Below are 21,841 nucleotides of genomic sequence, written 5' to 3' on the forward strand. Positions count from 1 at the left end.
AAAAATCAAGTTTGACACAATTCAATTAACATCTAAGATAGTCCTCATTTACTGTTAACCAGTAAAATCTCGTTACATGGTTTAGATTATAGTTGTGTTCAACTGTATTAAGATTCTCTGTTCCAATAGACGAATGTTTCAAATAATAATCCCTGGAACAGGGATATTGTAGTAGTGATTTACAATTCACATTGTGATTGCTAATAACTATCCATTGATTGTGCTGTGAATGAAGTCCTCAAATGGTGTGTCGAATTCTTCACCGTATAATGTTAAATACTCTTTACTAAATACCTCATAGGTCTGTTTTGCAAAGGCAAATTTTTTCATAGCGTTCAGACAAGTGATTTTTATGGAGAGGGCATCTTGATTGATGATGTCGTGTTGAAAGATGACATCAGCAATTTCTATTTGAACCTTATCATCCACAGGTAGAGTTTTACTTTTGTCTAACAGGTAATCCACAATCTTATTGGAAAATTTGGCTTTGAAACCATCAATCCAGTCAAATTCCATTGCTGGGAGCAAGTTGCCCTTTTTAATCAACTGGAGATCCGATATGGTTATTTTCTCATCTTGATTCATCAGGTCATATAGGTATTGATAATCAAAGAAGATATTGCTTCCTAAGTGGATGATCCATTTGTCGCTTACATTTTTTATCTCTGAATCTCCTACTGTGTCTAGTAATCCGCGCAGTTTTTTGATATTTACATTGCGGTTATTTCTTGCGCTGCTTTGTGACTTGTCTCCCCAAAATGTTTCCCAAATATAGTTACTGGATATTCCCTTGCCTTGATTTGTAGAATGCATCAAAAGGAGAGTCAACAGAGACCTGAGTGTAGGACTAAACTTCTCGCTAATATCAATCCCTTCTCTATCTATTATTTGAAATCCACCAAGTAAAAGAATAGCACTTTTTTCGTCATTGAATTTTTTATCATTACTAACCAATTCCAGAATTTCAGTTTTTAACTTTGGATCACTACTGGCATCAGGTTGATTAGATTGGATTGTTTTGGGCTCCTCCTTAAGAGTTACAGGTCTTTTTTTGTTTTTGAATACAAAGACAATTAGCAAAAGCGTAGATATAAGGCCTGCGGATATTGCATAGTGCATATTATAATTTTGAGGAACAGCTTGTATGACTTCACTACTTAATTTTGGTGGGAACTTGATCGTATGAAACTGAGTAATGTACTGGTCATTTTCTTTTGATGAAATGACAGCAATTAGCTGCTGATTGGTTTTATCCAATTTCAAATCAACAAATGAACTGATGTCTAGAAAATTGAAATTGAGAGAGTCTCCATAGGTCTGTCTATCTTTTGTTTTTACATTATAAGATTCTAATAGAGCACTGCACGCAAATTTGTCTTTTTCATATTTGAGTACATAGAAGACTGAATCAGATTGATCAAATATCATTGAATTGGAAAATACATAGGTAGACTCATCAGTGTCAATTTCCCATAGGAGTTTCGAATCGAAATTTTCAGGGTTGATTTGGTAAAGCTGGTGAAATACTCTAGCTCCAACTTCCTGTTTACCGTTTTTGCTACCATAGCCTCCAAATAGATACAATTGGCCGTTGTTGTCTTGACCAGCGGCATGCAAATACCGAGGTTCAATATTTTTTATGGTTTTTGTATTCCATTGTTGATCTTTATGTAAGATCAAGTCATTTTTATACTGATAGTGCCCATATCCACCTATGAAGACTCTCGAGTTATCAATAGTCAACAAACTGGTATGCCAATGTGATGGTTCGGCTCCAAAATTGGCCGGAGTTTCATAATATGTTTTACTTGCCAGGTCAAATTTATTGATGAGCAGCTTGTCTAAGTCATAGGTCCAGATTTCATTTTGTTCAGGAAGGTATACACTGGCTTGTGGTTTGGGAAGATTGGTTGCTGCCTTCAGGTTTAGTGTTGTATGATTGAGTTCATTTGCATCATACTCAATCATTTGCCTATTGGTAATTAACACAAACTTTGAATCTCCCAAATAAACAATTTGTGGACGAGTGGAAGTGATGATATTATCTTTGTTTTTCCATTTGGAGTGTTGATCAATCAACCAATTTGGGTTAGTTGCTATTGCTTTGTTCTCATCGATTTCGTCATAAGAATTGTTTTCATTGTACTTTAATAGTGGCCAGTTTCGTATCACTTCGCCATCCCTTACAAAGACCACATTTTTTAATTTCATAGGAGGCACGTCACTCGAAGCATATTTTCCAATATGGTTTTTCCCGAAAGCTATTTTGATTTGCTCTATTTCTTGAGAGATATTTTGTCGTTTGCTGAGTCCATTTACTGAGAAAGAAACATATTTATCTCTATTGGAGATTACCAATTCGCATTCCATCCATTGGTTAGGAGCCATTTTAATTTCCTCGAAAAGAAAAGATACGGCAGTAGCAGAATCACCTAGTATGAGGTTGATATCATCGAATGAGGAGTTTATGGGGCTCGATACTAAATCAATATTTGTATTGTTCGAACCTATTACCCTAAAAATATGACCGTATGCCTCTAAAACTCTCCAGTAGCTAAAATCAAATTTGATTTTTAGTTCATTTCCTATTTCTATGCTCTCCTCTGGAGTGAAGTTAATCCCTGTTCTGAGGTCTTTGGATGTTTCATAGGAATTGAATTTTAGCCCATTTTCTAATATTTGGGCATTGGATTCTTGGGGTACTGATAGAATAATAGTTATGATGATCAGTAAATTGATCAATAATTTTTCTTTCATAATTAAAATGCCGTTCAAACTGTTAGAGACAGATTAGGGCGGATACCCAAAAATACATAAAATGTAAAATAGAAGCGTAAATAAATTTGACTCCTAATTGTTGGACTAATTTTGGTAGTTGACATTTCAAATTTTTAGTAAGGATTACTTTTTTGACTCGATTTTTAACCCGTATTTTTAGTTAATACCTCTTGTATGGTTGGTTTGAACATATATTCAAATTAAATCAACCGAGCTTAATTGCCGATTAATTTGAGCTTAACCTTTATTGAGATTGATTGTTATGTTGGGCTATTCAAATTCCCAATATTTAACATTTAGTTTTTGATTCAACTTTTTTTGTTCTTTTACCACATTACCGTGTAATATGTACTCAAAAAGAGGATTTGTGCATTTAGGGCAATTATATAACAGGATTTTCTTCAGGATTGCAGTTATACGAAAGGAGTGTTTTCGGTGGTTAATCTGAATTTAACTCTCAATTAATCCTTTCAAAATACTTTGCGAATAAGATTTTGATGCATTCTAACTAGGGATATTTAGAAGCGCACTAGAAATATAAAGGCAAAGAGAATAATGAAAGAAAAAATTGCAAAATGGGGATTGATATCAATATTGTTATTATTGATTATCGTGGCATATATCCCCAAATCAGATACTCAGAAGAAAGAAGATATTAGTCCAGTTGATCATGTCAATCCATATATAGGAAACATAAGCCATCTATTGGTACCTACTTTTCCTACCATTCATTTACCCAATAGTATGCTTCGTGTGTATCCTGAAAGACGCGACTTTACCGGAGATAGATTGAGCGGACTACCCCTGGTAGTAACTGGACATAGGAGAAGCTCAGCATTTAATCTGAGTCCGGTGCAAAAATCGAAATTTCGTCCAGTTATAGATTATAGTTATGATAATGAATGCATAAGGCCATATGAGTATCAAGTTTATTTGGATGAAGAGAATATAAAAGTAGATTACTCATTGTCCCATCAATCGGGTATGTATTCCTTGAAATTTGAAAATGAGGATTCTATTTCATTGATAGTTAATTCTAGAAATGGAGCTATTAATTGGAGCATGGACGCAATATCTGGACATCAATTAATCGAAAATGGGACTAAAATCTACCTGTATTTATTGCCAGAGCGAATGCCTAGTTCAGTGCAGACCTTGAGAAAAGAGGTCTTAAAAGAAGGATACTCCAGCTCGGGCAACAATGCTTGTTTGGTATTGAAGTTTCCAGTGGAATCCGGAGAATTGAATTTACGATACGGAATTTCATTTATCAGTACGGAACAAGCCAAACGTAATCTCGAACGTGAAATTATAGATAAGGATATAGCTACTATCAAATCTGAAGGTAAGCAAAAGTGGAGTCAGGCACTTGGAAAAATTGAGGTTGAAGGCACGGATGCAGATGCGCTATCTGTGTTTTATACTTCTTTGTATAGAACATTCGAGAGACCAATTTGTTTGTCGGAGGATGGGAGGTACTATAGTGCATTTGATGATCAGGTGCATGAGGACAATGGGCGTCCGTTTTATACCGACGACTGGATATGGGATTCTTACAGAGCACATCACCCGCTCAATGCTCTTATAGATACTAAGAAAGAAGAGGATATTTTAAATTCATTTGTATTGATGGCTGAGCAAATGGATCGTCTATGGATGCCGACTTTTCCTGAAGTAAGTGGAGATAGTAGACGAATGAATTCAAATCATGGAGTAGCAGCTGTTTTGGATGCACATCGCAAAGGGCTAAAGAATTTTGATATAGAAAAAGCGTATTTAGCAGCCAAAGGAGCAATAACAGAAAAAACATTGGCTCCCTGGTCAGGTGTGCCAGCTGGAAGATTGGATGCTTTCTACAAAGAGAACGGCTATTTTCCTGCTTTGCCAGATGGGGTAGAGGAGACAGAACCAGAGGTGCATAGCTTTGAAAGCAGACAGCCTGTGGCAGTTACACTAGGGACATCCTATGACGAATGGTGCCTTTCGCAATTGGCCTATGAATTAGACGAAATGGAGGATTACGAATTGTTTGTCAATCACTCATATAATTATCGGAACCTTTACAATAGTGAGACAATGTTTTTTCACCCAAAAGACGAACAGGGAAGGTTTATAACCCCATTTGATTACAAATTTTCTGGCGGAATGGGAGCACGTAAATTCTATGGCGAAAACAACGCATGGGTATACCGATGGGATGTCCAACACAATGTGGAAGATCTAATCGAACTGATGGGTGGAACAGAGACATTCATTACTAATCTTGATCAGACATTTAATGAACCCCTTGGCCGTAGCAAATTCGATTTTTATGCACAATTGCCAGATCATACTGGCAATGTTGGGCAATTTTCAATGGCTAATGAACCCTCTTTGCACATACCATATTTGTACAACTATGCAGGTCAGCCATGGAAAACACAGAAAAGAATTAGAACCTTATTAGATCAATGGTTTAGAAATGATTTGATGGGGGTCCCTGGAGACGAAGATGGCGGGGGTATGACTTCATTTGTAGTTTTTTCTCAGCTTGGGTTTTATCCCGTTACCCCAGGATTACCTATATATAATATTGGTTCTCCGGTGTTTGAAGAGGCTAAAATCAATTTGCCCAATGGAAACACATTTGTAATAAGTGCCGAAAACTATGATCCTGAACATAAGTTTATCCAGTCAGCAACCTTGAATGGAGAGGTTTTGGATCGTCCCTGGATCACTCACGAGGAGGTCATAAAAGGAGGAGAGTTAAAAGTAGTGATGGGCATGAACGCAAATAAAAAATGGGCTGCAGATCTGAAAAATGTACCACCATCTGGATTGACCAATACAGCCACTTTGCAATAGCTTAAAATAGAGATAATTAGAAATAAGATGAAAAAAAGGACAAAGAGCTTTTTGTGTTTAATTGTTGTTTTTCAAGCAGTGATTTTTCATTCCCAGGCTCAACTAAAGCACAATATAGAACCTCGCTATTCATCCTATGAAGGATTGGTAATGGCTGGATATCAGGGTTGGTTCAGAACCCCAAAGGATGGATCAGGTAGTAGTTGGGTTCATTATGGAGATAATGGGAAATTTGACAAAGATCATAATACAATAGATTTTTGGCCGGATGTATCTGACTATCCAAGAACCTATGATACGGAGTTTCTGCAGGAAGATGGAACCGAAGCAAAGGTTTTTAGCTCAATAGATAAAAGTACAACTGACTTGCATTTTCAATGGATGAAGGAGTATGGTGTAAGTGGTGTCTTTATGCAAAGATTTTTTAATGTGGCAAAGAAATATGAGGACAAGGGAAAATCTTCAGATATAATTTTAAAAAATGCCAGCTTGTCCGCTGAAAAGTATGATCGAGCGTTTGCCGTAATGTATGATTTGTCTGGATTAAATCCGAAATCTGATGATTGTTCTGCTGTGATTGAAGATTGGAAGATGCTCGTGGATGAATTGAAGGTGACTCAAAGTAAAAATTATCTTAATCATAATAAAAAACCGTTAGTAGCTATATGGGGGTTGGGATTTCCAGATAGACCCTATGATATTAGGGATATTGGAATCAATCGTTTGATCGATTTCTTAAAAAATGACCCTGAATATGGAGGGTGCGCCGTAATGTTAGGTGTGCCTACTTATTTTCGTGAACTCGATAAGGATTGTCTGCCTGATCCTTATCTCCATGAAGTTATTCGTTCGGCAGACATTGTTTTGCCCTGGATGGTTCAGCGATTTACGCCATTATTGCATCAGGATGAATTGAGGTATCGCGATCATGTGATAGCTGATATTAGATGGTGCCAAGAAAATAATGTAGACTATGTGCCCTTGGCATACCCTGGGTTTAGTTGGCACAATTTGTCAAAAAATAACCCTGGTTTGGCTCGTCATACCAGCTATGGTGCTATTCCGAGATTAGGAGGTGAGTTTTATTGGGATTTGCTCTATAATTCGATACAGGCAGGGGCTAGTATGATTTATGTAGCCATGTTCGACGAAATAGATGAAGGTACAGCCATTATACCTGTATTAGACAGTCCACCGAATAGTGAGGAAGCACAGTTTGTAGGCAATGATGGAGTGGATCCTTATCATTACTTGAGGTTAACCGGATTGGCTGGTCAAATGCTGAGAAAGGAAATACCGCTTCAAGCGGAAATGCCTAAGAATTGATGATTGAAATATTATATAATTACTTAAACAATATTTGATTTAATAACAGAATAATGGGAGGAGGAACGATTTCTTCATCTGCAAATGTCCAGATGAATGCACAGACTAGTAAGAGTAAGGCTTTCGCGATGTTGACCTTATTGTTTTTTATGTGGGGTTTTATCACATGCCTAAACGATATACTTATACCCTATCTGAGAGAAGTATTTGCGCTCAATTACTTTCAGGCGATGCTGGTTCAGTTTGCTTTTTTTGGCGCTTATTTCATAGGGTCATTGGTTTATTTCATTGTTAGTACCACTATTGGAGATCCTATCACCAAAATTGGTTATAAAAATGGGATTATTATCGGACTCGTTATTTCTTCGATAGGGTGTGCATTGTTTGTACCAGCTGCTCAGTTTTTGTTGTATGGTTTCTTTTTAGCTGCACTTTTCTGCTTAGGTATTGGTTTGACAGTGTTGCAAATTGCCGCAAATCCTTACGTTGCGATTTTAGGGAGTCCCGAAACAGCCTCTAGTAGACTCAACTTGGCTCAAGGATTTAATTCTTTTGGTACCACAATAGCCCCTGTTATTGGAGGCTTTTTGATTTTTAGTTTTTTTGGAGGTGAAAATGTATTGGGCGCAGATGCTGTTAAAATTCCTTATCTAGGTCTTAGTGCATTATTTCTTTTATTGGCTTTGGTTATCAAATTGACAGATCTACCTGTTTTGTCCAGTTCTGAAGAGATTCCGGGTGGCGCTGGTGCATTGAAATATCGTCACTTGGTTTTGGGTATGGTAGGCATTTTTATGTATGTCGGAGGTGAAGTAGCCATAGGTAGTCTTTTGGTCAACTTTTTTGGATTGGAAAATATTGTTGGGCTTAGTGAAGGGGAGGCCAGTGCCTATCTTTCGTTTTATTGGGGAGGGGCTATGATTGGTAGATTCCTCGGGGCAATATCGATGAGCAACCTACCCTCCAACAAGAAATTGGCCACAATGCTGGGTACAGCGGTCGCTGTCTTCTTGCTGATATTTGGTGTTATTTATACAAACACAGGTATTGATATACAAACAGTTCTTCCTTTCGTGGGTATTATGATATTGAATCTGCTGGCTTTTATGGCAGGTAAATCAAGTGCCTCTAGAACCTTAGCTGTTTTTTCTAGTGTCGTAGTGCTTCTGCTATTGATTGCCATCTCCACCGATGGTTTGATTGCTTTTTGGGCAATTATTGGTATTGGTTTGTTCAATTCAATCATGTGGTCCAATATATTCACTTTGGCCATTGATGGCCTGGGTAAGTACACCAGTCAAGGTTCTTCTTTGTTAGTTATGGCTATATTAGGGGGAGCACTAATTCCTTTGATGCAAGGGGCACTGGCTGATTGGGTAGGTGTTCAGTATTCATTCGCATTGCCTATTATCTGTTACTTGTATTTGTTCTTTTATGGCGTGATGGGACACAAAAAGACAGTAAATCCTTTGGAAGCATAAAACTCAAAGATGAAGGTCAATTATCAAGGTTTATGGTCCTTTTCAGCTGCGCTGGCCGGATTGTTATTTGGTTTCGATACTGTTGTGATTTCTGGAGCCAATCTGCCAATTCAGATGTTGTGGGAGACGAGCCCTTGGTTTCATGGTTTTTTTATAATGTCTATGGCCCTGTGGGGAACAGTCTTCGGGGCATTGTTCGGGGGATGGCCGTGTCAAAAATATGGTCGAAAAAATACACTGATATGGATCGGGGTTTTATATACCTTATCTGCTTTAGGTTCTGCTTTTGCCCCTGATCCGTACAGTTTTTCTTTTTTTAGATTTATTGGAGGTTTAGGAGTAGGAGCCTCTACTGTTGCATGTCCAATGTATGTGGCAGAGATTTCTACTTCAGCCAATAGAGGGAGACTAGTTGCGTTATATCAATTCAATATTGTTTTGGGCATCCTATTGGCTTATTTATCCAATTTTCTTTTAGACGGATTTGATGGTGTCAACGACTGGCGATGGATGCTAGGTGTAGAGGCCATTCCAGCACTGATATACACCTTTTTGGTAATCCCATTACCTAAAAGTCCGCGATGGCTCATGGTAGTGAAAAAGGACATAAAGTCTGCCAGAGAGGTGCTGCTACGATTTGGAGATCCTAATGTGGAGCAGACCTTGTCCGAAATGACTTTAAGTGACAATGTGGATAATGGAACCTGGAAATCGGTTCTGACTGAATATAAAAAACCAATGGGACTCGCATTCTTAATAGCTTTTTTTAATCAATTTTCAGGCATAAATTTCGTCCTATATTTTGCTCCTCAGATATTTGAAATTGCGGGTTTGGCTACATCAGATTCCTTATCAGGATCTATTTATATTGGGCTGGTCAATTTAGTTTTTACAGTTTTAGGAGTTTACCTCATTGACCGTTTGGGAAGGCGAACTTTGATTGTCATAGGATCTATAGGTTATATTTTGAGCTTAGGTGGCATTGCTATTTCTTTTTATTCGCAGCTCAGTTCAGTTTCATTATTGCTATTTATCATGATGTTCATTGCCTCACATGCAGTGGGGCAAGGAGCTGTGATATGGGTTTATATTGCAGAGATATTTCCCAATCAGCTTCGATCACTTGGGCAATCTTGGGGGACCGGAGTACATTGGGTATTAGCTGCACTTATTACATTGGTGTCTCCTGCGGTCATAAATGCATTTTCAGACATGACCTGGGGTATTTTCAGTGGATTTGCAATTATGATGTGTTTCCAGCTATTATTTGCTCTTTTTTGGATGCCAGAGACCAAATCCAAGTCCCTTGAACAAATCATGGAAATGATGCGAGTCAAGAGTTAACGATTAACGAAAGGGTCAAATCAATAGGGTTAGACTTTAAAACATTCAAACACAATATGAGATTATATAACATTTTATCGATTAGTCTGATCAGCATCCTTATGATCAGTTGCAATGTCAATGGGAAGCTTGATCGGATTCAAGGATCTGGAGATGGTACTTTAAAATACAGTATTCAAAAATTCGGTGTGTTGCCGGGTAATTCGCCATCAGTGAATAAACAAAATTTGCAAGCGGCAATTGATTGGGCATCGGTTCATGGAGCCATTCTTTGGGTTGAGCCAAGTGAAGAGGCTTATCATATTGCTGGAGGACTTTTACTCAAGGACAATGTGTCTTTGGTGGGTGTACATGGCCCCACGCCGAGAGGTACTCCGCATCCGAGCAAAAAGACGCCCGTGGGGAGTGTAATCAAAATAACAGATGAAAAAGAGGCTTTCTTGACTGTGATGTCCGGGACTCAGGTTAAAGGGATTCAATTTTGGTATCCCAATCAGACCATTGATGCTCCTGAGGAGATAATTGAATATCCGGCGACCATCAAGGTTTCTACTAAATCCAGGACACAAGGTGTTTACCTTTCTTGTTTGACTTTTTATGGAGAATTTCTGCCATTTGATTTTAATACAAATAGAAACAATCCATGTGAATTGATGACTTTCGAACATTGTTATGGTTATCCATTGAGTGGTGAGTTCATTCGAATGAATTATTGCTACGATGTACCCAGGATTATGCATTGCCATGTTAATCCAGGTGCCCAGAGATTTTTAGGTGGACAGTATAGCAAAAGTGTGGTGGATGAGGTGATCAAAAAGAAGACTTACGCCTATACTATCAATAATACGGACAATGCTCAGCTGATGGATGTTTTTGCTTTTGGTACATATGGGGGGATTTTGTTAGGAGAACAGTCTTATGGTCAGTTGACCAACTTTAATTTTGATTGTGTAGCTGTTGGGATTTTGAAACAAGGAAGCAACTCTAAGAATAGAAATTGGCAGATATCTCAAGGATCCATTATCGCCAATACAGGGGAGAAGGTAGAGGATATTCATCCTATAATCATTGAAGGACAAGGTCATACCGCTTTAAGCAATGTTGAAGCTTTTTCGGGTGGAAATAGTGCGTTGACTACTGTTCCTGAAAACCAGTCATGGGATTATATGCTTATCAGAGGTGAGGACAAATTGACTGTGTCGATATGGGGGAGTCGCATGCGAAATTATTTGAGTGCATCTCCCATTACTTTAGAAAATGACCAGGCTGTGGTTCAGGTTACAGGCTGTATCGACAAGGATGAAAAATTGTACAATGATATAATCAATTGATATGAAGGGATTAATTAGTGCCCCTGTCATTGGGGTAATATGGATGCTTACAGTTTTGACTAGCTGCAATAGCAAAAGTGAAGAACCCAATTTTGAAATTGGAGGGACCAGTCAAATACTGTTGATCAATACTACTGAGGATTCTCTGGATTATAGAATTCGAGACAATGCATTATGGCCAGAAAAGGCGTACTACCTTGTGGCTACCATTGGCCCGGGTGAGTCTATCCTGCAAGAGCGTAAAGCACAAGGGAGAAATGATTTTTATTTTTCAATAGAAGATGAGGAACACAATCTCTACAGTACACCTGGTGCTATTGATACTCTAACCATTCATGCTGCTGAATCAGGAAAGATTGAGCTGGAGTTTGCGGGTAGTTTGCAATCCGTCAATGAGTTCCTGTATGCCAAAACCCACTATTTTGGAACAAGTAAATCGGATAGAAAAGGAAGAAGTGAATGTATGCTGGACAATACTAAATCCTTTGAAGAGGTGTTTGCATTTAATGATTCGTTAACACAAGTCAATAAAAATTACCTGAAATCGAATATCAAAGGCCTTCCGGATTGGTATGTGAAGTTTGAAAACAAAAGGCTGGATTACGTCAATGCATGGTATAAAATGAATGCAGTTTTTTACAGGAAAATGACCCTTCGTTCAGACGAAAAGGTACCTGCCGAATTTGTTAAGTTTTATTCTGAAAATGTAGAATTACAATGCCCCTCCATGCTGGGAAATAGAGATTATATGAATTTCTTATATCAGTATATTACATTTAAGATAGATTTTAATCAAACAGAAGTGAAAACTCCTAATCGAAATATAAGCAGAAAGGGACAGTTTGAAAATAGAATTAAGATGATTGAAACAGAGCTTGATGGATTGGTAAAAGAGGCTTATTTGGCTAGCGAGCTTGCACAATGTATCGATAGAAAAGTATTGTATGATGTTGCCTGGCTAGATAAAATACAAAATCCTGAGTTTAGATCCTTTTTAGACGGAGTAGAGAGCTACTACGATCATCATTAATTGGTATTTATTAAAAAATAAAAGCCATCCCAAACTCGATTGGGATGGCTTTTTAATTTTTATTCAATGACTTGAACTGAATTCTTTTGATTTCTGTATTCTGGTGGATTGAAGATACTCACTGGTAGGTTTTTTTGATAAGAAAGGAAGTTTGAAATATTCCCTGATGGGATATATTAATATGAAAGGCAGTAAGCCATGCGGTATCCTTATTAAAACCTCAAAGGTCCATTGGTGTAAAATAGGAAACAGAAATTCTGGATAGAAATTAGCCCAAAGCCTAGCGGCTGCTGTTGCCACACCCCAGAATGTAGCGTAGGTCAAAGCGTATTTTGCAAAGTTGGGGACGAAAAGTAGAATTGCCAGACCCAAATCAATCCATCCGAATGTAGCCAGCAGGGTTTTGGCTATCGGTTCTGTTACTCCAAGGATTCTAATTACCATTCCAACGAAGTCTCCCGGTTGGGGATAGAAGCCCACGGCGTATAGCCCATGACAGGTGAAAGTCAATGCAATCGCAAATTTCATATATAATGTCAGTTGTTTTTTGCTGACGCTTTCATTCAATATCAGGTAGAGGAATAATGGACACCCAAACTGGGTACTGTATTCTAAGAGTTGTCCTATTTGATAAAATTTTTCTTTGGAGTAGAGCATAGCTAGGCCAAAGAGCATAGTGCTACCCATGATGAGCAACCATCGATAAGGTTTGAGACTGACCCTGTGTGCAAGTAGAGCAAAGATGCCTAGGCAAGTATATACAACGCCCAGTGTGATTTTGTAATAATTGATGAAAACATCGACACCTTCGGAGGTGGCGTATTCGGTCCAGGTCATTCCTGTTATCACAGGGACTATCCCAGATAATAAGGATTCATCCCATAGTAAGGTGCGAAGAGGTACATCCCAAAATAAATGTTGCCATCCTCGACCGACGAAAACCAAAAAAGTACAGAATTGTAGGAGTCGGGTGATATTTCTTTTGTTGTCCATGATTAATAGCAATTTGTTCTCAAAAAAAAAACTGAAAGTGGGCGCAATTAATTCGTTTTTAATGCCCGCTTAAGCTCAGATTAATTATCGGATTAGATACTTGTTCCTACCTCAATTGAGGTAGTAGAGAAATTCTCTATTGTGTTAAGCGTCAAAGGGATGTGAAGATTTTGATGACACTTAATTGAGAACTACATGGACTGTAGCAACTCAAATATAATCCAAAGTTTCATTTAAACCTGATATAAGCCTATGATTTGAAAAAACTAGAAAGCCAGCCATGTAGCATCAATCAATCTAATTGATGTAGAAAGAAATTCTTAATTAAAAATGAAAGCATGAAAAACAAATTACTATTACTGGTCTTGGCGATTTTGGTATCAACCTCGCTACGGGCCACTACGGACAAGTATCGTTTGACCTTGCGAGATGATCCAGCTACGTCTATTGTGATAGGCTGGAATCAAATCGACGGCACAGGGGCGACGGTATATTATGGCACTACCGACCATGGTACCAATTACAGCAGCTACGCCTACTCTACTGCTGCAAGTAGAAGCGCAGCTTTCGCTGGCATGGACAATCATTTTGCTAGATTGACTGGACTAATACCCAATACCGCTTATTATTTTGTTATAGTGGATTCTAATAGTACAAGTCAGCGCTTTTGGTTCAAGACTGCACCGGATGTACCTACTGAGAGACTGTCTTTTGTGGCAGGTGGAGATTCGAGAAATAATCGTGCCCCAAGGCAGAATGGAAATCGTTTGGTCAGCAAACTAAAACCTCATGCAGTTATGTTTGGAGGAGATATGACTAATACCTGCTCTAATACTGAGTGGCAGGAGTGGTTTGACGATTGGCAATTGACCATCAGTAGTGATGGCCGAATGTATCCCGTGGTAGCCACAAGAGGAAATCATGAGACCAATGATGACTATATTTATCATCTTTTCGATACACCTCGCAACAATTCTAGCGTCTATTATGCATTGACCTTTGGAGGGTCATTAGTGAGGGCTTATACCTTGAATTCGGAAATTGCAGTGGATGGATTACAAGAGACATGGTTGCAGAATGACTTGGTCGCAAATGATGCTGTGACCTGGAAATCGGTTCAATATCATAGGCCAATCCGACCGCATGTTGCCGGCAAAGCTGAGCAAAATGATCAATATGCCAGTTGGGCACAGAAATTTTATGACTACAATGTAAAGCTAGTAGTAGAGTGTGATGCGCACACGGTTAAAACTACCTGGCCGATTCGCCCTTCCACTGAAAGTGGTAGCGATGAAGGCTTCATTAGAGATGATGTCAACGGTACGGTTTATGTCGGTGAGGGCTGCTGGGGAGCTCCTACCAGGCCAAACGATGATGATAAAACCTGGACTAGAAATTCTGACGTGTTTAATCAGTTCAAGTGGATATTTGTTGACCAGGAGAAGATCGAGGTAAGAACCATCAAGTTGGATAACGCTACTTCTGTTGGTGAAAACACAAATAATGACCCTTTCAGTATTCCTTCCAATTTGGATATTTGGACCCCCAGCAATGGAGATGTAGTGACCATCACTCAACCTGATGTGGATTTGAGTTATTTGGATGCATGTGAATCCTTGAATGGTTGGAATTCTAGTGCTACACTGAGTTTGAACTACGCAGATCCACAGCAAGGCATTGCAAGTGTTCAATTTGTTGGTTCGGGCGACTTGGAATTCAGTAAAGTGTTCTCGCCAGTTTATAATTCGGGAGCTAACGAGACACATGCTCAATTGGAGTTTGACTATTACATTTCGGATGCTTCTAAAATGGGGTCAAATAATCAGGTGGAGTTGGGTAGCGCTGGAGGTGCAGACAACAACGAGTTCAACTGGACACTAACTGGAATTCAGTCAGGGTGGAATCATGTGGTCTTGAAATTCAGTGAGGCAGGAAAGATCGGAGTACCAGATCTAAATGCGATTAATTGGTTTAGGTTTTACAATTTCAAATCAGGCAGTATCACTTCCAAGATTGATGGGATTAAAATCGTAGATCCGTCTGAAAATTACACTGTAGCCAAATTTGAGGACTTGGATAATGGAGCCTTGTTTCATTTTTCATTGATGAGTGATAACAAGGGAGACAGTCCTTTGAGCGCTGGTGATAATAAATCCCTGACCAGTATGCAAAGGTTGGATGCCTGGGTCAGAAACTCGGAATTTGTAATAGGAGCAGGAGACCATCTGGTTAACTCAAATGGAAATGATCCTTTTTTGAGTTTCATTCAAAACGATCCTTTTTGGAATACGAATTTTTATCCCAATATCGCGGATGGTGAAAATCAAGCTTTCGGAACTGGTCAGGGTGATTGGGGATCTGGATGGGAATTGTTCAATTATGTCGATGACTTTTGGAATCGACCTAATGTCCAGATGCAACCTAACAATGTGGACTATTATGCCCAATTTCAAAAGAGCGGATTCAATATTCATTTGATTCAGCTGCACTTCTCTGATGAACCCGCTAGTGCAAGTGATGCATTTCGAGAAGAAAGTCGTCAGTTTATGGAGGACAAGCTGGAGGAGTTGGCACCTACTAAAACAGATAAGGACATCATCATCGTGATTGCTCATTCGCGCAATGGAGATTTTGTCAAAGAGGCCAATTTCAATCCTTATCGCAAGGACTTACTGTTGTCAACTGCTGATATTTGTATATCAGCTACTATTCATACTTTTGAGCGATACCCACAGTACAATACTAACTATCCTAATGGTGCGGTGCATTACAACTCAGGTTCTGCCTGTCATACAGGTTCTACACATGGGTATATGGAGTTTCATGTTTTGGACAACCCATTGCGTGTGGTCATTCAGTATGTTAACCTGGAGGATAATGCCACCAGACAGTTGCAGACAGGATACATAGATGGTATAGGAGATCCTACTCTTGCTCTGGTTAAAGAAATAGGTGGACCCGCTTATGATGTGGATTGGGCAACCTTAGAGTTATCAAATGGACAGTCTAATGGTGCAAGCTTCGTGTCACAATCTATACCCAGTGCTATGACTCCTGGTGATACAGTGACAGTAAGTGTCACGATGCAGAATGATGGAACCAGTACTTGGACTGAGGCAGACTTGTATAAATTGGGTAGTCAAAACCCACAGGATAATAATACCTGGGGGTTACAGAGAGTACATCTGGATCCATCCGATCAAATTGCTCCTGGACAATCCAAAATTTTTACATTCGATGTAATAGCTCCGAGCAATCCAGGAGTGTACAATTTTCAATGGAAAATGGTTCAGGATAACGTTGAATGGTTCGGACCTTCGTCAGATAACGTCACCATCACTGTAGGCAATGGAGTTTCGGTTGACGAACTAGATCAGAAACTGATGATGGGATACCAAGGTTGGTTCTTTGCCGAGGGAGATGGTTCTGGACCAAATGAATGGCGACACTGGTTCAATAGTACAACAGCGCCTACCGCAGCGGAAATAGGCATGGATATGTGGCCTGATATGTCAGAATACACGCAAGTCTATAATACCGACATGAGCTATGCCGATGGATCTACGGCAGCACTTTTTTCTTCACATGATCTTAGTACAACTCGAATCCATTTTCAGTGGATGAAAGATTACAATATACATGGGGTCTATCTTCAAAGATTTTTAGGAGAGGTGCAGGATGTCAGGTTCTTTAATGCGCGAAACAACGTACTGCAAAATGTGATGACGGCTGCAAGCGAAGAAGGAAGGAAGTTCTCGATCATGTATGATGTGTCCGGTGTGGCTAATGCAGATGTATATGCGCAACTGGTTCAAGACTGGGAATACTTAGTTAACACTTATGATGTGGCGAACCACCCTACATATGTGCAACAGGAGAGTAAACCAGTAGTGGCTATCTGGGGGATTGGATTTAAGGATAGAGGGTTAACCCCTGCTACTTTCCAGTCTATAATAGACTATTTCCATAATCAAGGAGCCTATGTTGTGGGAGGTGTACCTAGTGGATGGAGAGATTTGTCTGGAGATTCGGACACAAATCCTGCCTGGGCTGCAGTTTATAGGTCATTGGATATGATTTCTCCTTGGACCGTGGGTAGATATTCTAGCAGCAATGTGGACAATTGGAAGACTAATTATATTGCTCCAGACCTTACTGAGTGTTCTAATAGCGGAGTTGATTATATGCCGGTGATTTGGCCAGGTTTCTCATGGCTGAATATTCATGGCGGTACATTTAATCAACATCCTCGAAATGGCGGAGAGTTCTATTGGAAACAAGCCTACAATGCCATAGATGCCGGTGCGAATTTTGTATATGTTGCGATGTTCGATGAGGTCGATGAAGGAACGGCCATGTTTAAAATAGCAGAGACACAAGCAGATCTTCCAGTGGGGCCTCAGTTAGTGAGTTTGGATCAGGATGGAGTAAGCTTGCCAAGCGATTGGTATTTGAAATTGGCTGATCAAACGCAACGCATGTTAGATGGCTCTATTCCCTTGACTAGTTCCATTCCTATATCGCCAAATGCCAGCGGTAACTGGGCTGCTTTTTCGTCCCAAAATGTACCAAGCTCAGTTGGTTTAGGGGACACTTTGACTATTTCGATCAGCATGACTAATTCTGGTAATACCACTTGGACTCTGGCGGATGGTTACTATCTGGGAAGTGAAAACCCAAGGGATAATAATACCTGGGGAAGAACGAGAGTACAACTGGATGGTGCAGATAGTATTGAGCCAGGCGATACCAAGGTGTTTACCTTCGATGTGGTAGCTCCAACAACGTCGGGTGTATATAATATGCAATGGGCCATGCTACAAGACAATGTAGAGTGGTTTGGAGAAGCAAGTGATAATGCCATTATAACTGTTGGCAATGTTAGCAACTATATTGACGAGTGTGAAGATTTGACTAATTGGACTTCTTCACAGTCATTGTCTCTGGCAACTAATTATCAACAAGGAAATGCCGCCATAGAATTTGTCGGCAGCACAGAGATGGAGTTTCAAAAACTGTTCACGACACCTTTCAACTCAGGAGCAGATTCTGCAGATGCCGTTTTGAGATTTTGGTACTATGTTTCGGATGTGACTCAGATGCAGGGCAATAGTCAAGTGGAACTAGGAAGCGGAGGCAAAGCAGATAGTTTGGAATACAACTGGCCTTTGCCAAATGATCTGGTGAATGGTTGGAATTTGGTAGACTTGAAGATCTCTGATGCGAATAGTATTGGTTCAGTTGATCTGAATGCAATCAATTGGTTTAGATTATACAATTTCAAATCTACTAGTATCACTACCAGAATTGACGCAATTCAGTTATTGGATCCTTCGACAGAGCTGAGCTATAGTCTTCAAGTCAACGATGGAAGTGGTTCAGGTGTGTACACTAGTGGAACAGTTGTGAATCTTGTAGCTAATGCTGCTCCTAGTGGTCAGGAGTTTGATCAGTGGGTGATAGATAATGGGACGGTCAGCATTTCGGATGTCAATGCATCTACCACATCTCTGACCATGCAACAAAGTGCCGCTACAGTATCTGCGACTTATCGAGACATCAAGTATACCTTGACTGTCAGTAGTGGAAGTGGAAGTGGGGATTATATACAAGGAGAGGACGTGACCATAGTTGCTGATGCTGCTCCTTCGGGCTTCGAATTTGATCAATGGGTGATTGATTCAGGCTCTCCTGTGATTCTTGACCCTACAGCTATCAGTACCAATCTCGTCATGGGAGGAGAGGCTGCTAGTATCTCTGCAACTTATCGATCCCTCAATTTAGTGAATGGGGCGAGCTTTGTGTCTCAATCAGTACCAGCAGTGATGGAAGCAGGGCAGAGTATGACAGTGACGGTAACCATGAACAACAGTGGAACAAAGACCTGGATAGCAGGGAGCCATTTTCTGGGTAGTCAAAGCCCTCAAGACAATGTGATATGGGGTACGAGCCGTTCGGTATTGACACAGAATGTGGCGCCAGGAGTGGATTATACTTTTTCTATTAACATCACTGCGCCTACAACTGTCGGCACTTACGATTTTCAATGGAAAATGCTTGAAGATATGGTAGAATGGTTCGATGCAGCCAGTCCGAAATTGGACATCATGGTTTATAATCCTAATGACTATCTGGATGACTGTGATGCGATTACGGGATGGCAGACTTCTGGATCTAATAGTTTGGTTTTGAGTGGCACAGTCCAACAGGGTAGCGGTAGTGTCAAGATCAACGGATTAGGAACGGATGAGTTCAAGAAGGTTTTCTCACCAGTATACAATTCGGGCTTACCTGTAGCGAATGCTTATTTAGAGTTTTGGTACTTTGTCTCTGATGCTAGCAGAATGGGCAGTTCTAATCAGCTAGAACTTGGTAGCGGTGCAGGTCCGGATATTGAAGAATACAACTGGAACTTAACTGGACTACAGACGGGTTGGAATTTCATCAGCAAGAGTCTGGCCAGTGCTAATGTAACCGGTGGTACGCCAGATCTGTCTGCTATAGACTGGTTCAGGATCTATAACGTCAAGTCTGGAACAGTGACCAATCGAGTAGACGCCATCCAGATCACATATGGCAGCTCGTCGGCACGTAGGTTAGACGATTCATTCACTGAATCGATACTTGATGATCTTCCTGTGGAGTTGAGTGTATACCCTAATCCGTCTAAAGATTACGTCCAAATTGATCTTGGTTCTGGTCATGCAGACAAGGTGCATGTAATCATGTACAATATGCTGGGAGCCAAGGTGATTGAAAAACATCTGGATACTGATAACCATTCCAAATGGAGATTGGATCTTTCCAGATTGAACTATGGACTTCATATTATGGAAATCCATATCGATGGAGAGACACAGGTAAAACGAATAATGAAGCAATAAATGAGAAAACTGGGTATGTCTAAGCTCAGTCTTTTCATAATTATTTAGTTAGGTCGCTTTCGAGGGATATGGTCTCTGTTTAGGAGAGATCATCCGTAGAAAGCGACTTTTTTTATACTTTTTTTCAATTTTCACTCGAGTTAACTCTGATTTAAGCTTCTATTAATTGCTCCATTTTAGTCTTGTCAGGGTTATTGAAAGAGGAAGCTTAGAATAAGCGATGCAAATTATGAGGAATACTAAATTACTGTTAGCTGTACTTGTCGTTGGTCTGGTGCAGGTTTTATTGAGTGCTTCAGTTTGCGGTCAGTCAAAGAAAAAGAATTTACTTTTTATTATGACAGATCAGCAGCAATACAAGGCTCTTAGCTATGCTGGTAACGATGTGTTGAAGACCCCAAACCTGGATCGATTGGCAAAGAGTGGTGCGTTTTTCAAAAATGCTTATACTCCGAGTGCAGTTTGTGCTCCTGCTCGTTCGTCCATTCTGACAGGTCATACTGTAGAAAATACCGGTATGTGTAATAATGAGAAGGCTTATTTTCATCAAGAAGAGGGGCTAATGAAAATGCCTACTTTTGATGAAATCCTAACCCAGTATGGATATCACTGCGAATACTATGGTAAATGGCACACTCAGTCTAAACATGCTACTGTTTACCAAAATCCTAAGTCTCAGTCAAAAAATGGTAAGTCGATCTTCGAACATGGAGGTCAAAATCATGTTTATATAGATTACATCAATAAAAATTATCCTTTGGTACCATTGGATTCGGGTCAGCAGATCGACAAGTTTACCCAGAGAGCCTATGTACCGGATCCACTAGATCGTTTGTATGGATTGAATGCGGAGGAAGTAACTAAGATTAAGAAGGGCTTGTCCCAACCCAATTTTCATGGAGAACTCAAAGTACCTGCGCAGCATAGTTTTACAGCATTTCAGGCCAAAGAAACCATGGATGCGATAGAGCGCCTAAAGGATTCTACATTCAGCATTACTTGTTCGTTTCATTTTCCACATGCACCGATGATACCTCCGTATCCTTACTACGATATGTATCCTGCAGATGAAATGAATCCTCCGGCCAGCATTGATGATGACATGTCTAACTCACCGTATCGATCCGCTAATGGCCGACTGGGACTACCAGAGTATAGCGACCCTGAGAAAATCAAATACATGATTTCTAATTATTACGGCCTTATTGCTGAGATCGATCATTGGGTAGGTGAGATTATAAGTACATTGGATGAAAATGGTTTGGCTGAAAATACCTTGATTATTTTTACTAGCGACCATGGAGAGATGTTAGGCGCACATGGCTTGAGAGAAAAGAACGTATTTTATGAAGAATCCTCTCATATTCCACTGCTAATTAGTTTGCCTGGTGAGATAGAAGAACAAACCCAGGTGGATGGATATGTATCGCTGATCGATCTGTTTCCCACTATTCTTGATTATTTGGACCTGCCACAGCACCCTTCGGATGGTCGCACCCTTCGGAATCTTATCGACGGCTTAGATACTGAGCATGGAAAATATGTGGTCACTGAATGGGACTACCGTGGTGATGTAGAGCCAAACTACATGATCATAATGGATGGTTGGAAACTCATGATACCCTACAGTGAGGAGTCTGAGGTATTGAATGCCATGTACAATCTCCATCAAGATCCACATGAAACGAACAATTTGTTAGGGAATAATCCCGATCGACACCAATATAGAGACAAGGCAGAGGAGTTAAGAGCCCAATTGCTCGAATGGTTAGAAGAAAGAGGTTCCGAGCATTATAGTGGTGTTAAAAGTAGAAAATTGATATAAAGCGG

At 39.8% G+C, this 21,841-nt stretch carries 10 protein-coding genes; 8 read left to right on the forward strand and 2 right to left on the reverse strand.

Annotated elements, in window-relative coordinates; all coding sequences use genetic code 11:
* Window positions 1-207 precede the first annotated feature (207 nt).
* On the reverse strand, window positions 208-2,757 hold the full coding sequence (locus tag N7U62_RS01220; protein WP_264136051.1) for a kelch motif-containing protein: 2,550 nt from the start codon (window positions 2,755-2,757) through the stop codon (window positions 208-210).
* A 576-nt stretch (window positions 2,758-3,333) separates the two neighbouring features.
* On the opposite strand from N7U62_RS01220, the gene N7U62_RS01225 reads away from it, so the two are divergent.
* The 6 genes from N7U62_RS01225 to N7U62_RS01250 are packed head-to-tail and all read left to right on the forward strand — an operon-like array spanning window position 3,334 to window position 12,134.
* Window positions 3,334-5,622 carry a GH92 family glycosyl hydrolase gene (locus N7U62_RS01225; RefSeq protein WP_264136052.1) on the forward strand — a complete coding sequence of 763 codons (2,289 nt, stop codon included), beginning with the start codon at window positions 3,334-3,336 and terminating at the stop codon, window positions 5,620-5,622.
* A gap of 27 nt (window positions 5,623-5,649) precedes the next feature.
* Window positions 5,650-6,948, forward strand: coding sequence for a glycoside hydrolase family 99 protein (locus N7U62_RS01230; RefSeq protein ID WP_264136053.1), 1,299 nt, complete (start codon window positions 5,650-5,652; stop codon window positions 6,946-6,948).
* Between the two features lie 53 nt (window positions 6,949-7,001).
* Window positions 7,002-8,429: a sugar MFS transporter gene (locus N7U62_RS01235; RefSeq protein WP_264136054.1), complete on the forward strand. Its 1,428-nt coding sequence runs from the start codon at window positions 7,002-7,004 to the stop codon at window positions 8,427-8,429.
* A gap of 9 nt (window positions 8,430-8,438) precedes the next feature.
* A complete protein-coding gene (locus N7U62_RS01240) occupies window positions 8,439-9,773 on the forward strand; it encodes a sugar porter family MFS transporter (RefSeq protein ID WP_264136055.1) in 1,335 nt (444 codons plus the stop codon).
* A gap of 56 nt (window positions 9,774-9,829) precedes the next feature.
* Window positions 9,830-11,104 (forward strand): hypothetical protein, encoded by a 1,275-nt coding sequence (locus tag N7U62_RS01245; protein ID WP_264136056.1) that lies wholly within the window; start codon window positions 9,830-9,832, stop codon window positions 11,102-11,104.
* A 1-nt stretch (window position 11,105) separates the two neighbouring features.
* Complete coding sequence (locus tag N7U62_RS01250; RefSeq protein ID WP_264136057.1) at window positions 11,106-12,134, forward strand: hypothetical protein; 1,029 nt, start codon at window positions 11,106-11,108, stop codon at window positions 12,132-12,134.
* Window positions 12,135-12,197: 63 nt separating this feature from the next.
* On the opposite strand, the gene N7U62_RS01255 is transcribed toward N7U62_RS01250, so the two are convergent.
* The gene (locus N7U62_RS01255) at window positions 12,198-13,127 is read right to left on the reverse strand and encodes a hypothetical protein (protein WP_264136058.1); all 930 of its coding nucleotides are present in this window, start codon (window positions 13,125-13,127) and stop codon (window positions 12,198-12,200) included.
* 338 nt (window positions 13,128-13,465) lie between these two features.
* On the opposite strand from N7U62_RS01255, the gene N7U62_RS01260 reads away from it, so the two are divergent.
* A complete protein-coding gene (locus tag N7U62_RS01260) occupies window positions 13,466-20,011 on the forward strand; it encodes an NBR1-Ig-like domain-containing protein (RefSeq protein ID WP_264136059.1) in 6,546 nt (2,181 codons plus the stop codon).
* Window positions 20,012-20,240: 229 nt separating this feature from the next.
* Window positions 20,241-21,836, forward strand: a complete 1,596-nt coding sequence (locus N7U62_RS01265) for a sulfatase-like hydrolase/transferase (protein WP_264136060.1) — start codon at window positions 20,241-20,243, stop codon at window positions 21,834-21,836.
* The last annotated feature ends 5 nt before the right edge of the window (window positions 21,837-21,841 follow it).

This window comes from Reichenbachiella ulvae (assembly GCF_025833875.1).
GTDB classification, from domain to species: domain Bacteria; phylum Bacteroidota; class Bacteroidia; order Cytophagales; family Cyclobacteriaceae; genus Reichenbachiella; species Reichenbachiella ulvae.